This window comes from Pseudoflavonifractor sp. MCC625, from assembly GCF_018784545.1.
Taxonomy (GTDB): domain Bacteria; phylum Bacillota; class Clostridia; order Oscillospirales; family Oscillospiraceae; genus Pseudoflavonifractor_A; species Pseudoflavonifractor_A gallinarum.
Genome location: NZ_WQOJ01000023.1, coordinates 18490 through 33792 on the forward strand (window position 1 = coordinate 18490; position 15303 = coordinate 33792).

Consider the following 15303-nt stretch of genomic DNA (forward strand, 5'->3'; position numbering starts at 1 on the left):
GCCGGAGGCGTTATTGTGCACAAGAAGCGGAAGTAAGTCACGCTTTACCCTTAACATACAGAAATCAATGAAGGGAGGTGTTTCCATGAACACTGCTGTCGTTGTTGTGGTAGTCGTCGCGGTTGTTGTGGTTGCGGTGATTGCCGCTATTGTGAAAAAGCGCAAGAAATAACCAATGAGGAGGCACATGACGTGCGATTGTCATGTGCCTCCTCATTCTAAACTCGCTTAGGTGAAATGTTTTTACTCAATGGAGCTGCCATGTTTTAGCGCCTATAAAATGTTTCGAGATCTACACAGGTAAGAGGACGGTGCATCACCACAGCACCGCCCTTTTGTTTATATGGATTATCTTGTAACGGTTTCTTCCAGCCATATTTCCCTGGCTAAGACTATAATGTCCCAAGCGTACCTCTTTTTGCTGGAGTCCAGTAGCTTTTCATAGAGTAACGGGTTGATTCCCATAAGGATAAATCCTAAAAGCCAGCATACTCCCCACCAGTCTGTCCCCGATCCCAAAGACATTCCCATTGCCGTAAGTGCCAGAGCGGCTGCTCCTAACACAAACGAGATGGTTTTAGGGAGCTGCTTAGCCCTCTTATCTAATTTCTTTAATGCAATTACTTTTCTCGACGCTGTTTGCGCATACTCGCTCGCAACAGCGGCAGCAATCAATTTATCTGTGTTCATACATCGTTCTCCTTTCTCGTGCTACTTAAAGCATAACAGCTTAGTCTGAGAAAAGAAACGACACAAACCATCCGATGTGTTGAGTTCAAAAAGTCCAAATTAATATTTCATAAATATTCTTCAAGCACTTTTCAAACAAAGCTTCTGTAATATTACAATCGTTGATACAGAGTACCGGCAGAGCTTTTTCAATGATTTATAGAAGAGGCAGGCGGGCGTAAGACAATTACATAACTTGTTTTTATGAAAGGCGGTTAGCTCAAATGAAAAAAAGAAATATTGCTTTGGCAGCGCTTCTTGTACTTGGCAGTGCTGTACTGGCGGCATCCATGGTGCTGGTTGTGGTCCCTCAGATGAAATCTGGTACGGCCACGGATGTGTCAGAGAGGATCCAGGTTATCCAGGAGGAAATCCAGCAGCGGATTGACGAGTACAAGGTTGACGATGTGGCGCAGGACTCCATCGTAAAGGAAAGTCTGGATCAGACGAAGGAGATTGTAGAGGAAGCCCAAGAAATCGCTGGCCTGAAGTAATGGCGTGGGTTTAATATTTCAGAAACAAAACTCAAATCTTTCACAAATATCTGTTTCGTAAAATTGAGACATCAAAACAAACAACGACTGTTATGGGAGGTATTCATCCATGAAAAAGAAAGACTTTGTTACGCTGATTCTCAGCACCATCGGCGGCATTTTGTTTGCACTGGGTATGTGTATGGCACTTCTGCCGGAGTGGGGCGTGCTGAACCAGGGCATCGTCATCGGTGCCATCGGCCTGGTTGTCCTGCTGGCGATGCTGCTGGTGCGGCGCAAGATGGACGGTAAGCCCGCCATCGTTTTCAACGCAAGAGCCATTGGTATCACCCTGCTGGGGGTAATCGGAGCTATTGTTCTGGGTGTCGGTATGTGTATGACGATGATCTGGAACATGATGGTTCCCGGCATCATTGTGGGTATCGTGGGCATCGTGCTACTGCTGTGCCTGATTCCCGTGGTCAAGGGTCTGGAATAAAACAAGACACGCAGGTGGCCCAAAGCGGTTCGTCTGCGTGTTATTTTTTCATTCGAATTCCGGTGATTAACAAATCTCAAACATTACTCTAACAGTTGAGCAACATGAATTTCCTATCATATCAATGATATAATCTCCATCATCGCAGAAAATCTCAACTTTTCTCAAATTTCAGAGTATAGGATGAAAAGCATATGTGCTACAGGAACAAACGATCTCCGGAGAAAAAAGGAAATACGATATGGGAGAAAATACGCCGGTTTAGGCCTCCGCTTATTTTGTCCTGCATTGGCGCAGTAATTTTTTGCACTGCCTCTTTGGTAGCTGTTTCTACACAGTGGGGAGAAGCCGTTCCCGCACCAATTTTGTACAGTATCTATGTCTTGGCAGCCATATTTTTATTTGCAGTTGTCTGGGCGCTGCTGTTGTTTTTTCAGACTGCATCGCCTTTTGAAACTGCTTCTGGCATCGCGCACAGGAATATCCTTCTTTCTAAGTTGTTGGATGACGATACCTTCCGAATCATTTCGATGGGATATGGTTCTTTGGTGTTTAACAGTTTATTGGCTGCATCCAAGATCGTGGCCGGATGGTGGTTTTCTTCTACATGGCTTATGGTATTGGCCGGATACTATCTGGTTCTATGTGTGACAAAATTCCTGATTTTGCGCAATACTTGCGCTGAAACTGCACAATTACATGGACAATCGCAGATCGTAAAAGAATGGAAAGCATATAGACTATGCGGGTGCCTTCTTGTTGTACTATCATTTGCTTTGCAGGGCGTAGCAATCATGATCGTCAAAGAAGGAAACGGTTTTCGCTATCATGGTTATCTGATTTTTGTCGTAGCTCTTTATGATTTTTATTGCCTCATCACATCGGTTATGTATTTAGTGAAAAAAAGGAAAGTCCATTCCCCGGCAATTATGGCCATTAAGTATATCAGTTTTGCGACATCTCTTGTATCCATGCTCTCCCTTCAAACCGCTATGTTTGCTTCATTTGGGCAAGAAATGACACTGGAGAATCAGCAGCTGATGAATCTTTTGACTGGCACAGCGGTTTGCGGCATTCTGGCGGTTTTAGGAGTTGCTATGGTAATGGTAGCCAACAAACGGCTAAAATAATAATCAATCCATTATTACAGTAAAAAGGTTTTGCAGTAATGGAAGCATGGGTTGTGATGTTGCCCGGAACCGCCTGCTCCAACTGATCGCAGATAGCAGAAGCAATTCCTTTTCCCTGATAGTCAGCATGAAAAAACAGACGGTCAAGGTATCCAGTGCTGTCTATATCGCCAAAGCCTACAATAGCATCATTTTCAACAGAGACAATGCTGTAATGCGCTTGAAGCGACTGGTTCCATTTTTCCAAATCTACTCTTCATCCAGTTAGGCTCAGTCTTCTCAATATCAGGTTCCATATGGTTTTTTCTCACCATTTCTCAAGATGGCGTTCTAAAATTACAGACAGTGGGTAAGATCCAGATCTTCACAACCGAGAGACGCTCTTCTCAACGACGCCTTGATCTTATATCGCGAAATTCAAAAGCAATCGGCTAATGCGGTCATTTGGATCGAGTTGGAGGCATTGCAGAATACATCAAAGGATATATTCTGCAATGCCTCCAACTTATTTTTGTTTACAGTTCCCCAATTTCTGAGCCGCAGATAGCACAGAAATGACTTGCTTAATCCTGTACACAGAGGTACAATGCAGGCAGTTAGAGGCATGAAAAACGCTCTCCGTTCCTGTCGGCGAAAGACTCCGGCAAGGGCTGGGGAGCGTTGCTGACCACAGAACCCACCACACACCGCTTCGGACCACACGGAAACAGCATGGTCAAAGAGGCCCAGAGATGAAGTGGAGCGGAGCGGAAACGGCCAAAAATGGCCCGAAATGATTGAAAAAAGTTTCAGGGGCTTGTTCGCATTGTAGGGGTCGTCGGTTCGAATCCGATCAGGTCCACCATATATGGAAATCGCCGCAGTTTTCACTGCGGCGATTTTTTTGTTTGACCGCAGAAATATCACAGACGGATTTCTGTTTTGACCACTTGATGATCCCCTCTTTTGGGAGTGCCCGTCTTTTTTGTTTACAGCGGCTCAGGATTTGAGGGCGTTTCTCAATATTTGAAAAACTCTCTAAGCTCCCCACACCTGGATTGGATGTCAATTATAATCTCGGCGTTCCTCTCAACACTGAAAAAACGGGGCTTCAGCAAGCCTATACCCTGGGGAATTCCATTCACTAACATAAAAATGACACAACAAGAACCGCCATGGCAAATTGCCATGGCGGTTCTTGTTGTATGGGATTTCAAGAGATATCGTTTTGCTGAACAAGTCCGTGAAAATCATCGATCATGGATTGCAGCGTAATGCTTTCCATGGTTGTTTGGACTGCATCCTCAATTTTTCGGTATGGCGTTTGCAGTACCTTGCGGATGTTTTGGGCCACTGGGCAAGGCCTCCCCTGACAAGGATGGATCCCAATGATGGAAGTCACACCCTCCGGCTCCAGCGCGGAATAGATCTGGTACAAGGTAATCTGGGACGGGTCGGCGCACAGCTCCGCACCGCCGGTTCCACGGGGTACCGTAATAAGCCCAGCCTTTTTCAAAGCGCTGAGAATGTTGCGAATCACGACAGGATTACTCCCCGTACTTTCCGCCAGAAGATTGCTGGTTACCTTGGCGATCCCTTTCGCTTCGTGGATGAAAATCAGGCAGTGAACCGCAACAGAACATTTCATACTGATCTGCATAGATACTCGATGTCCTTTCAAAAGCAAACACATCTCGCTTCGATGTAACTATTGACATTACAACTTACAAATGCTAAACTGAAGGAGATGTAATTTTTTTATTTACATCTTACATTTTATCGTCTCTCATGAAAAAAAGCAAGAGAGATTCCGCAAAACAAATTGTATGCAGAAAGAGGTTTTCCATGAAAGCGGTCCAGATCAAAGGCTACTCCAAAAATATCAATACAACCTTAAACGATATCCCAATCCCCCAAATTTCAGATTCTGAAGTACTGATTCAGGTAAAGGCGGCGGCAGTCAATCCGGTGGAGCTTTTGATCCTGACAGGAAGCGTAAAACTGATTCAGGATTATCCGATGCCCCTGACACTGGGCAATGAATGCTCCGGTATTGTGGAGCAGGTAGGCAGCAAGGTTCGAGATTTTCAAAAAGGAGACCGAGTCTATACTCGCCTTCCGATCAACAAAATCGGCGCCTTTGCGGAATATGTGGCGGTAGAGCAGGATGCAATTGCCAAGATGCCGGAGGGGTATGATTTCAATACTGCCGCTGCCATTCCGCTGACCGGTTTGACGGCGTATCAGGCCATTGTAGAGGAACTGGAAGCAAAGTCAGGGGAAACCATTTTGATTCCTGGCGGCTCTGGAAGCTTTGGTCAGATGGCGGTTCCTATCGCCAAGGCGCTGGGGCTGCGAGTGATTGTGACCGGTAATGCACGGGCGAAAGAGCAGTTTCTCGCCATGGGAGTTGACCGGTATCTCGACTACAAGACAGAACACTATTGGGAAGTATTGTCTGATATGGACCATGTGATCGATACCCTGGGTCCTTCCGAATTTGAACGTGAATTGGCAGTGCTGAAAAAAGGTGGGCGGTTGGTGAGCCTGCGGACCGGCCCCAATAAAGCGTTTGCCCTGCGGCATCCGTTTGGTGGCCTGAAAAAACAGATGTTCACCCTTGCGGGCAGTAAATTTGACAAGGCTGCTCAGAAGCAGGGCAAGGAATATCGGTTCGTATTTGTCCGTTCTAATGGGGCACAGCTGCAAAAAATCACCGAGATTGTGGAGAAGCAGCAGGTCAAGCCTGCCGTTGACGCTCGTGTCTTTTCTCTGGATCAGGCCAATGAGGCATTGCATCTTGTGGCTAAGGGCCAGCTCAATGGTAAAGTCATGATCCAGCTGTGAGAGAGGGAGAAATGCATTGAAATTGTCCATTCCTGTTGTAGACACCATCCAAACGCGGCACAGTGTCCGCACTTATGAGCGCAAGCCCTTGCTACCCCAGGATCGGGAAGCCCTGCTTATGTGCATGAAGCAGTTGGATAATCCCTTTGATGTTCCTGTTCATACCTACATCATTGAGCGGAAGCTGAATACAGACGGTGAAAAGCTGGGAACCTACGGCGTTATTAAGGGAGCGAGCACTTTCCTGGGGGTCTCCATCCCCGATATGGAGCTTGCACCGTTGGCGGCCGGATATGAATTTGAAAATCTGATCCTGTCAGCCACCCATATGGGACTGGGCACGGTGTGGTTAGCGGCGACCTTCAATCGGGACAGCTTTGCTTCCGCCATGAAGATTCCAAAGGACGAACTGTTTCCGGCAATTGCACCGGTGGGGTATCCCGCAGCCAAACGCAGCCTGACGGAAAATCTGATGCGCTCCACTATGAAATCTTCTTCTCGAAAAGAGTGGACGGATCTGTTTTTTCAGGCGGATTTTCACACTCCGTTGACCAAGGACATGGCCGGAGCTTATGCTCAGGCGCTGGAAATGGTGCGGCTGGCTCCGTCCGCCAAAAATGCACAGCCTTGGCGGGTGCGTAAAACCGAAAACGCCTATCATTTTTATGCGGACTACAAACCCGGGCTCTCCAAAGGGGAAGAAATGATCAAACAGGTCGATCTTGGCATTGCCTTGTCCCATTTCCATCAGACCGCTTTGGAGCTGGGGTTGACTGGAGCCTTTGAACAGATGCCACAGGAAGATGAAAACCTTCCTGAAAACCTGCATTACATGATTTCATGGCGTATTGCCGAGTAAAAGGAGGATGTTCTGATGAAACTTTATAACATCGTGTTTAGTCCCACGGGCGGAACAAAAAAGGTGGCCGACTATTTAACCGGTGCACTGGAGGGGGATATAACCACCGTTGATCTGACCGACAGCAAGCCGGATTTGAATGCCGTTTCACTGACAAAAGAGGATGTGGCAGTCATTTCCGTGCCCTCCTATGGTGGCCGTGTTCCTGCTGTGGCGGTAGAGCGGCTGGGTATGGTGCATGGCAACCGTGCTCGCGCCGTTCTGGTCTGTGTCTATGGCAACCGTGCTTATGAGGACACGTTGGTGGAGCTGGAGGACGCCGCAAAGCAGGCTGGTTTTCAGGTCATTGCGGCAGTTGCCGCCATCGCGGAACATTCCATCGCCCGTCAGTTTGCCGCCGGTCGGCCTGATGCGCAGGACGCAGCACAGCTTTCCGATTTTGCCAAACAGATCCAGCATAAGCTTTCTGCGGCAGACACGTCAGAACCTGTGATTCCTGGCAATCGTCCCTATAAGAAAGCTGGCGGAGCCGGTATGGTGCCCAAAGCAACAAAAGCATGCACCAACTGTGGTGCCTGTGCAGCAGAGTGTCCTGTGCAGGCCATCGACAAGAACAATCCGAAGAACGTGGATGAGAAGGCGTGCATCTCCTGCATGCGCTGTATCACCGTCTGTCCGCAGGGCGCTCGCAAGGTAAATCCCGTCATGCTCTCTGCGGCCAGCCTGATGCTGAAGAAGGTTTGCTCTGGGCGGAAGGAATGTGAGCTGTTCCTTTGATGCTGGAAACATACAGTCACCGGTTGGGGAATGCTCCTGTACCAACTCTTTGGGCGGCGAGAAGGCAGCAATAAAAACAGGCGTGATCGATGTAGGCGGCGGTTTGAGCGGTATCTATGCCGTCGGCATATTTGATTATTGCATGGATCACAACATCCATTTTGATTTGGGAATTGGCATCTCAGCGGGCAGCGCCAACTTGACATCCTTCGCAGCAGGACAAAGCTCTCATCCTCTCGCCGGATGATACCTGTGGCGTCAGTACTCTAAAAAAGGACAGGACGTCTCTGCAGCGCTTATACGATAAGAGGTATACAGACGGGAAAAAGATTTCGGACTTTCTGCTCGCCTTAAAATAAGAAAATATCGCCAAAGGTCTCTTGGGTGCGTTTCTGGCCAAAGAAACACAAACTTGCAGAGGGTTCGTTCCCCTTTGATGCCATCCAAACGCGCCGCAAAGTTTCATGGAGTTTTCTCTTACAATGGAAGCTCTTCCGCCGCCATCATTGCAGCATATCACATAACATTTTATAAATTATCCTTTAATATTTGTGCAGTACCGCTATTCAAACTGTGTAGGCCGTGCTATACTGAGATTGGCTATGTGGAAATTTTCTGCGGAACTGACACAAACCGCAATCTCACCTGTTGAGTGGTTCCGGGACGGACGGTTTTCAATGGCACACTATATCAGGGAGGTACTGAATATGGGCTTTTCTCTCTCCGTCTCCCAGGCGGACGCCGTGCTGCGTGCACTGAAAAAAGACTACCGTGTCTACGCACCAAAGCGTTTCCCCAAACAGGGCCGTTACTCCGACACCGATATCGTTCGCTATGATGAAATAGAAGCATTTGCCGACATTGTATGGGATACGAAATCCGATTATCCAGCCAAAGAGGTCATCACGCCCATTCAGCAACCTATTTTTTATTTTACCGAAGACGAATACCGCGCCAGCAAGGCCAAAACAAAACCGATTCTGCTGCTGGCCCGCCCCTGCGACATCAACGCCCAGCGGATTCAAGCCCGCATCTACGCCGGAAACGGCGGCTATGACGATCTATACTACACCCGAATCCGGGAACTGGTAAAATTCGCTGTTATGGACTGTAACGGCGGCGACGATACCTGCTTCTGTGTCTCCATGGGCACCAACCACACCGACGATTACGCCCTGGCTCTGAAGTTTTCTGCCGACGGGCTGCTGGTTGAGGTGGCCGACGAGTCCCTGGCTCCCTATTTTCAGGACATGCCCCAGGCCGATTACATCCACACCTTTGTGGAAGAAAATGAGCTGAAGGTCACCGTTCCCGATCTCAGCGACAAGGAGGTCCGCAAGGCCCTCAAAACCCATCCCATGTGGCAGGAGTACAACAGCCGCTGTATCTCCTGCGGTGCCTGCACCGTGGCCTGCTCCACCTGCACCTGCTTCACCACCCGGGACATCATCTACGGCGACAACCCTGAGGTGGGCGAACGCCGCCGGGTGACCGCCTCCTGCCAGATCGCCGGCTTCGATCAAATGGCCGGCCAGCGTGAGTTCCGCTCCACCCCCGCCGACCGCATGCGCTACAAGGTGCTGCATAAGTTCCATGACTATAAAGCCCGGTTTGGGGAGGAGCATATGTGCGTGGGCTGTGGCCGCTGTACCCACCGCTGTCCCGAATTGATCTCCATTTCTGCCACCGTCAACAAAATGTCCGCCGCCGTGGAAGAAATCAAGGCTTCCATGGACAGCCAGTAAAGGAGGTCTGCACCATGATGAATCCTGTTCAGCCTCAGGCCTGTACGATCCTGAGCGTCAAAAAAGAAAGCAGTCATGAGTGGACCTTCCGGGTTGCTACCGACGCCAAGCCCGCCCACGGTCAATTCATGCAGCTGTCCATTCCCATGATCGGCGAGGCACCCATCTCCGTCTCTGCCCAGGGCGACGGATGGCTGGAGTTTACCATCCGTTCCGTGGGCAAGGTCACCAACGTCATCTTTGAGAAGGAGGCGGGAGATACCCTGTTCCTGCGGGGTCCCTACGGCAAGGGGTGGCCCGTGGAACAGTTCCGTGACAAGCACCTGGTGGTCATCACCGGCGGCACCGGCCTCGCTCCCGTCCGTTCCATGCTCAACATGCTGGCCCAGACTCCCGGCTATGCCCGGTCGGTCCATCTGATCTGCGGTTTCAAAAACGCCGACGGCATCGTGTTCCACAGCGAGCTGGAAGAATGGCAGAAACACTTTTCTACCATCTATACCCTGGACAACGGCACCCTGGAGGGCTGGCGCACCGGTATGGTGACGGCCTTTGTACCGGAGCTCCCCGTTGACACCTTCGGCAGCGACTATGCTGTGGTGGTGGTAGGCCCGCCGCCTATGATGAAATTTACGGGTCTGGCCCTCTTGGACCACGGCGTGGACCCGGAAAAGATCTGGATGAGCTTCGAGCGCAAAATGTCCTGCGCGGTGGGCAAGTGCGGCCACTGCCGCATCGACGAGGTATATGTCTGTCTTGACGGCCCGGTGTTCCCCTATACCATAGCCCGGGACCTGGTGGACTGAGAAAGGAGGGGCCAGAGGATGAATCAGGACATCAACATCAAAAAGGTGCGGCTGAACTGCTATCGACAGTCCAAGGTACCGGGAGAATTCATGCTGCAAATGCGCGTACCCGGCGGCACGGTGGACGCTAAGTACCTCAGCTATGTGGAGCACATTGCCAAAACCTGGGGCGACGGCACCTTCCATTTAGGCACCCGGCAGAACTTTGACATTCCCGGCATTCCCTACGAAAATATCCCGGCGGTCAATGCCTATCTGGAGACCTACATCAAGGAAGTGGATGCTGAGCTGTGCAACGTGGACATGGATACCATTGCCCATGAGCCCCACCCCTGGGACCCTACGGAGGGCTACCCCACCATTGGCGCCCGCAATATCACCGCCTGCATCGGCAATTACCACTGCATTTGCGGCAACTGCAACACCTTTGAGCTGGCCCGGAAGATTGAGCCCATCATTTTCCCCAGCCACTACCACATCAAGATCAACATTGCCGGCTGTCCCAACGACTGCAACAAGGCCCACATGTGCGACTTTGGCATCATCGGCGTGGCACGCATGACGTATCATCCCGAGCGCTGCATCGCCTGCGGTGCCTGCGTGCGGGCCTGCCAGAACGGAGCCACACGGGTCCTGTCCGCCAATCCGGCCATCGGCAAGGTGGAGAAGGACGCCTGCTGCTGCGTGGGCTGCGGCGAGTGCGTCCGTGTCTGCCCCACCAGCGCCTGGACCCGTCAGGAGACCAAGTTCTACCGGGTAATTCTGGGCGGCCGCACAGGCCGGCAGACCCCCCGCACCGGCAAAATGTTCCTCAATTGGGCCACGGAGGACGTGATTCTGGGCGTTCTGAAGAACTGGCAGAAGTTCTCCGCATGGGTCATGGACTACAAGCCTGAATACCTCCACGGCGGCCATCTCATCGACCGGGCCGGTTACAAGAAATTCAAAGAAATCATCCTGGATGGCGTGGAACTGAACCCCGAGTGTCTGGTAGCGGAGGACTTGTATTGGCATGAGACCGAATACCGCTCCAACTTCAATGTTAAACCCCTGTCTATGCACCACACCGCCGGTCCAAAAGAATAACGCAACCGAAATACACCGCATTCTCCTGTAACTCAATTCGCAGTGCACGATGTTGGATTATTCGCACCTTCCTTTTAAATCTGATCCGGTGCACGAAAAGAGGAGACAAAATAGTCGGAGGTCACATGAATCGCATGTGACCTCCGACGTTTTCATTTGCTCGGACAGACTCAGAAAATTCAACTTCGGTGCTAACACGGCGGAGCCTGCTGGGTGTCCTCCTCGGAGAGCGCACAGCTGCCGTCAGGCAGCACTACCGCCCGCTTGCGGGCGGTGAGTAAGTGCGCTCTTGGTATCATTACTTTCTGGGCAGGGGCAACTTGAAAGCGATTTTTTCTGTGTGCTATAATTGCCTTGAACAGAGCGATAAACCGGAATTGATAGGTGATGTGAAGTGGATATAAAAAAGTTTTGGAGCGCCATTCTTGCTCAAAATGAACAGGAAATCAGAGAATATTTTCATCAAGAAGCATATGTAAACTGGCACTGCACAAACGAGCATTTTAATGTAGACGAATTTGTCGTTGCTAACTGCGAGTATCCGGGAAACTGGGATGGAATTGTTGAAAGAGTAGAAACTATAGAAGATTTAATTATCACAGTTACGCTTGTCTATCCAAAAGAAAGGAATATTTCCTTTCATGTCACATCTTTTATTAAAATCAAAAATGACAAAATTGTATCAATGGACGAATATTGGGCAGATGACGAAAATGCACCTCAGTGGAGATTAGATAAACATATTGGTACAGCAATCCGATAACTTCCCATTTGTCGGGGAGTCGAATAAGACGGGGCATGGCCATCTCCCACCGTGCCATGCCTCATTGCATATACGTCTCCCTTCCCTCTGCTGGTTGTCACTTTGCCACAAATGAACCGTCAGCCGATGTAATGATGTAATATAGTAGGTAGCGCAAACCACCCTTTATACAGTAACTCCCAGAAAGAGACCATGAAAACCATGTCGGACTACGGCGTGACCCCCCAGGCATGGGGGCCCTTTGCCGAGGGTCAGTTCGGCATCTTCACAAACCCCATCCTCACAGAGATTGGCCGTGCCCATGGTAAGACTGCCGCCCAGGTGGCCCTGCGTTGGAATATCCAGCGTGGTGTGGTGGTCATCCCCAAGAGCGTTCACCGGGACCGCATAGAACAGAATTTTGATATTTGGGATTTCTCTCTCTCCAAGGAGGAGATGGCGAAAATCGACACTCTGGATATGGGACACAGCAGCATTGTGGATCACAACAACCCTGAGTTCATCAAGATGCTCCACAGCCTGAAAATCCACCCGTAAGCCTCTTTTTGTTTCCCGGCTCTGGTTCCCTTCCAGTTTAGCAGTCCGTTTTTCCGGACTTACCCTCCAAAGACTGATTTCTGTTTTGACCACTTGGCGGGCACCCTCTTTCGAGAGTGCCCGTCTTTTTGTTTTCTGCGGCGCAGTTTTTGAAATGAAACCGCGGGTATTCTCGCCTGGATTACTCATCTCTTTTGAAAACTGGTGCGGATGTGCTATAATGACAAAAATATGTTTCAGCGGGAGGTGGGCCCTTGTTACGACAGGTTCGATATTTTCAAGCCGTTGTGCGCAACAACAGCTTTTCAGAGGCGGCGGAGGAATGCCACATTTCCCAGTCTGCCATCTCTCAGCAGATCAAGGCACTGGAGCAGGAACTGGGCTTTTCTCTGCTGGAACGGCAGAATCGGAAATTTGTACTGACTCCTGCGGGAGAGCATTTTTACAAAAAGAGCCTGATATTACTTGCGGATTATGAGCAGATGTGCAGCGAAGCCGCTAAGATCGCCCGTGGAGATGAAGCGATTCTAAAAATAGGATACCTCCGCAACCATAACAGCCCGGAAGTTCATCAGGCGTTGGAGGAATTTTCAGAAAAGTACCCTCGTGTTGACCTTCAACTGCTGTACGGCAACCATGAAGATTTATTTGACCTGCTGCGCACCGGCGGCGCGGATCTGGTAGTCAACGATCAGCGTCGTGCCTTTTCCGACGAATATGTCAATTTGATTTTAGCCACCAACAAAATGTATATTGAGTTGGCAGCCCGAAACCCTGCGGCGGAACTTTCTTCTGTTACTGTACAGGAATTGAAAAACATTCCCTGTATTCTGGTGGCGTCCAAAGAACAGCAAGCCACTGAAAAAGAGTTTTACCAGACCATCATCGGTATACAGAGTGAGATCCTCTTTGCAGAGAATCTGGAAGAGGCACGCATGATGGTCATCAGCGGTCAGGGCTTTTTACCGGTGGAAGGCAACGGCCCGGCGATGACCTTCGGCACTTCCATTCGCCGTGTTCCACTTTGCCGCGGAGAGGAGCAGATTGCCCGCAACTACTGTCTGTTCTTCAAGAAAGATAACTCCGGCTATTATGTAGAGGAATTTGCGGACATTTTGAAACGTAAATTTTAATAGTTACCCGGCTATATTACGGCTGCCCTTGCTCTGCAAGGGCAGCTTTTTCATATAAGCAAAACTTATCAAATGCGGCGGAAACTCAAATTGATGGACCGCGCAGGGATTTTTATAATAAAAGCAGACCAACCCAAAGGAGAGTCTGCTATGAAGGTCCTGATTGTCAGTTCCAGCCCCCGGAAGGGAGGCAATTCCGATGTACTGTGTGACCAGTTTGCCAAAGGTGCGGCGGCGGCCGGACATGAGGTAGAAAAAGTAAATCTGCGGGAGAAGCAGCTGTCCCCCTGTCGGGCCTGTTACGCCTGCATGGAAAACCATATCTGCGCCGTCAAGGACGATATGGCGGAGATTTTTCCCAAACTGGTGGCAGCCGATGTCATTGTGCTGGCATCCCCGGTGTACTTTTACTCCATATGCAGCCAGATGAAGATGCTGATCGACCGCTGCCTGGTCAATCACAAGGCCATTGCAAACAAGCGGTTTTATTTTATCATCACGGCTGCCGATCCCCAGCACGAAGCCGGGGATGGGACGCTGGCGGCATTCCGGGGCTTTCTGCGCTGCCTGCCGGATGCAAAGGAAGCGGGCGTGATCTACGGCACCGGCACCTGGGACAAGGGGGATGTCTATCAGCACCCGGCCTATACCCAGGCTTATGAGATGGGGAAACAGATGTAAGGAGGAGCACAGCATGGAACACATCAAAAAGAACTTTGGCTTTGGATGTATGCGCTTGCCCATGAAAGACGGCGAGGTGGATATTGAGCAGACCTGCCGGATGGTGGACGCTTTTCTGGAAAACGGCTTCAACTATTTTGATACGGCCCATGGCTATCTGAACGGCAAGAGCGAGGGTGCTTTGAAAACCTGCCTGACCAGCCGTTACCCCCGTGACCGCTATATCCTCACAGATAAGCTCACCAACTTTTTCTTCAAAAAGCAGGAGGACATCCGTCCTCTGTTTCAGAGCCAGTTGGAAGCCTGTGGCGTGGATTATTTTGACTTCTATCTGATGCACGCCCAGGGAGCCGCCACCTTTGCCTACTTCAAGCAGTGCCGGGCCTATGAGACGGCGCTGGAACTAAAGGCCGAGGGTAAAATCCGGCACTTTGGCATCTCGTTCCATGACCGGGCGGAGGTATTGGAGCAGATTCTGACCGAGTACCCCCAGGTGGAGGTGGTTCAGATCCAGTTCAACTATCTGGACTATGAGGACCCCGCCGTGGAGAGCCGGAAATGCTATGAGGTCTGCCGCAAATACGGCAAGCCGGTCATTGTTATGGAGCCGGTGAAAGGCGGCACTCTGGCAAACTTACCAGAAAGGGCCAAGGCGGTTTTGGATCAGCTGGGCGGCGGTTCCGCCGCAAGCTACGCCATCCGCTATGCTGCCGGGTTTGAAGGCATGATGATGGTTCTCTCCGGCATGAGCAGCATGGAGCAGATGGAGGAAAACATCCGCTTTATGAAGGACTTCCGTCCGCTGGACGCCAAAGAGCTGGAGGCTATTGATCAGGTACGGGAAATCTACCACTCCATGAATTTGATTCCCTGCACCGCCTGCCGCTACTGCGTGGCCGGATGTCCCAAGCACATCTCCATCCCCGACCTGCTGGCGGTCATGAACACGAAGCAGATTCATCACGACTGGAACGCCGATTATTATTACAACGTGGTCCACACCGGCGGAGGAAAAGGCAAGGCATCCGACTGCATCCAGTGCGGAAAATGCGAAAAGGCCTGCCCACAGCACTTGCCCATCCGCAAACTGTTGGTGGACGTGGCAAAGGAATTTGAAAAGTAAGGAGAATCCCGAATGGCAAAACTTGTTGTGTTTTATTCTCCATCTTATTGAAAACCTCCACATTACCTATACGTTTTGGTAACCGTATAGGTAATGTGGAGGTTCTATTTGCCAAAGTATTTTACCCCAGGTTTAA

General features: G+C 50.3%; 19 protein-coding genes. 15 read left to right on the forward strand and 4 right to left on the reverse strand.

Translation table 11 applies throughout. The annotated features are described in order from the left end of the window. Positions 1 to 64: 64 nt before the first annotated feature. Both GPK94_RS06350 and GPK94_RS06355 read right to left on the reverse strand, forming a co-directional pair. Positions 65 to 205, reverse strand: coding sequence for a hypothetical protein (locus tag GPK94_RS06350; RefSeq protein WP_215655147.1), 141 nt, complete (start codon positions 203 to 205; stop codon positions 65 to 67). Positions 206 to 348: 143 nt separating this feature from the next. Continuing rightward, entirely contained in the window at positions 349 to 690 is a 342-nt protein-coding gene (locus GPK94_RS06355) for a dihydropteridine reductase (protein WP_215655149.1), read from the reverse strand. A gap of 263 nt (positions 691 to 953) precedes the next feature. Between GPK94_RS06355 and GPK94_RS06360 the strand changes: the two genes are divergently transcribed. The 3 genes from GPK94_RS06360 to GPK94_RS06370 all read left to right on the forward strand — a co-directional run bounded on the left by GPK94_RS06360 (position 954) and on the right by GPK94_RS06370 (position 2831). Beyond that, positions 954 to 1223: a hypothetical protein gene (locus GPK94_RS06360; protein ID WP_215655151.1), complete on the forward strand. Its 270-nt coding sequence runs from the start codon at positions 954 to 956 to the stop codon at positions 1221 to 1223. A gap of 109 nt (positions 1224 to 1332) precedes the next feature. Beyond that, a complete protein-coding gene (locus GPK94_RS06365; RefSeq protein ID WP_215655153.1) occupies positions 1333 to 1701 on the forward strand; it encodes a hypothetical protein in 369 nt (122 codons plus the stop codon). A 194-nt stretch (positions 1702 to 1895) separates the two neighbouring features. Next, positions 1896 to 2831, forward strand: coding sequence for a hypothetical protein (locus GPK94_RS06370; protein ID WP_215655155.1), 936 nt, complete (start codon positions 1896 to 1898; stop codon positions 2829 to 2831). Here GPK94_RS06370 and GPK94_RS06375 read toward each other — a convergent pair. Both GPK94_RS06375 and GPK94_RS06380 read right to left on the reverse strand, forming a co-directional pair. Continuing rightward, positions 2797 to 3078, reverse strand: coding sequence for a GNAT family N-acetyltransferase (locus tag GPK94_RS06375; protein ID WP_215655162.1), 282 nt, complete (start codon positions 3076 to 3078; stop codon positions 2797 to 2799). The two genes, GPK94_RS06370 and GPK94_RS06375, sit on opposite strands and share 35 nt — an antisense overlap. 945 nt (positions 3079 to 4023) lie before the next feature. Next, positions 4024 to 4470 carry an Rrf2 family transcriptional regulator gene (locus GPK94_RS06380; protein WP_215655164.1) on the reverse strand — a complete coding sequence of 149 codons (447 nt, stop codon included), beginning with the start codon at positions 4468 to 4470 and terminating at the stop codon, positions 4024 to 4026. A gap of 185 nt (positions 4471 to 4655) precedes the next feature. On the opposite strand from GPK94_RS06380, the gene GPK94_RS06385 reads away from it, so the two are divergent. The 12 genes from GPK94_RS06385 (at position 4656) to GPK94_RS06440 (ending at position 15167) form a co-directional block, all read left to right on the forward strand. Continuing rightward, a complete protein-coding gene (locus tag GPK94_RS06385; RefSeq protein ID WP_215655166.1) occupies positions 4656 to 5657 on the forward strand; it encodes an NADP-dependent oxidoreductase in 1002 nt (333 codons plus the stop codon). A gap of 22 nt (positions 5658 to 5679) precedes the next feature. Further along, positions 5680 to 6516, forward strand: a complete 837-nt coding sequence (locus GPK94_RS06390; protein WP_256447326.1) for a nitroreductase family protein — start codon at positions 5680 to 5682, stop codon at positions 6514 to 6516. A 15-nt stretch (positions 6517 to 6531) separates the two neighbouring features. Beyond that, positions 6532 to 7293, forward strand: coding sequence for a 4Fe-4S binding protein (locus tag GPK94_RS06395; RefSeq protein WP_215655171.1), 762 nt, complete (start codon positions 6532 to 6534; stop codon positions 7291 to 7293). Beyond that, positions 7277 to 7540, forward strand: coding sequence for a hypothetical protein (locus GPK94_RS15995; protein ID WP_252192537.1), 264 nt, complete (start codon positions 7277 to 7279; stop codon positions 7538 to 7540). Before GPK94_RS06395 ends, GPK94_RS15995 begins: the two co-directional genes overlap by 17 nt. 460 nt (positions 7541 to 8000) lie before the next feature. Continuing rightward, on the forward strand, positions 8001 to 9038 hold the full coding sequence (gene asrA / locus GPK94_RS06405) for an anaerobic sulfite reductase subunit AsrA (protein ID WP_215655179.1): 1038 nt from the start codon (positions 8001 to 8003) through the stop codon (positions 9036 to 9038). 14 nt (positions 9039 to 9052) lie between these two features. Further along, positions 9053 to 9844, forward strand: coding sequence for an anaerobic sulfite reductase subunit AsrB (gene asrB / locus GPK94_RS06410; protein WP_215655188.1), 792 nt, complete (start codon positions 9053 to 9055; stop codon positions 9842 to 9844). Between the two features lie 18 nt (positions 9845 to 9862). Further along, positions 9863 to 10930: a sulfite reductase subunit C gene (gene asrC, locus GPK94_RS06415; protein ID WP_215655196.1), complete on the forward strand. Its 1068-nt coding sequence runs from the start codon at positions 9863 to 9865 to the stop codon at positions 10928 to 10930. 394 nt (positions 10931 to 11324) lie between these two features. Beyond that, on the forward strand, positions 11325 to 11693 hold the full coding sequence (locus GPK94_RS06420; RefSeq protein WP_215655198.1) for a nuclear transport factor 2 family protein: 369 nt from the start codon (positions 11325 to 11327) through the stop codon (positions 11691 to 11693). Positions 11694 to 11885: 192 nt separating this feature from the next. Then, positions 11886 to 12230, forward strand: a complete 345-nt coding sequence (locus tag GPK94_RS06425; protein ID WP_215655200.1) for an aldo/keto reductase — start codon at positions 11886 to 11888, stop codon at positions 12228 to 12230. A 254-nt stretch (positions 12231 to 12484) separates the two neighbouring features. Then, positions 12485 to 13363, forward strand: a complete 879-nt coding sequence (locus GPK94_RS06430) for a LysR family transcriptional regulator (RefSeq protein ID WP_215655202.1) — start codon at positions 12485 to 12487, stop codon at positions 13361 to 13363. Positions 13364 to 13513: 150 nt separating this feature from the next. Next, entirely contained in the window at positions 13514 to 14044 is a 531-nt protein-coding gene (locus GPK94_RS06435) for a flavodoxin family protein (protein ID WP_215655204.1), read from the forward strand. A gap of 13 nt (positions 14045 to 14057) precedes the next feature. Continuing rightward, on the forward strand, positions 14058 to 15167 hold the full coding sequence (locus tag GPK94_RS06440) for an aldo/keto reductase (protein ID WP_215655205.1): 1110 nt from the start codon (positions 14058 to 14060) through the stop codon (positions 15165 to 15167). Positions 15168 to 15303: the final 136 nt, after the last annotated feature.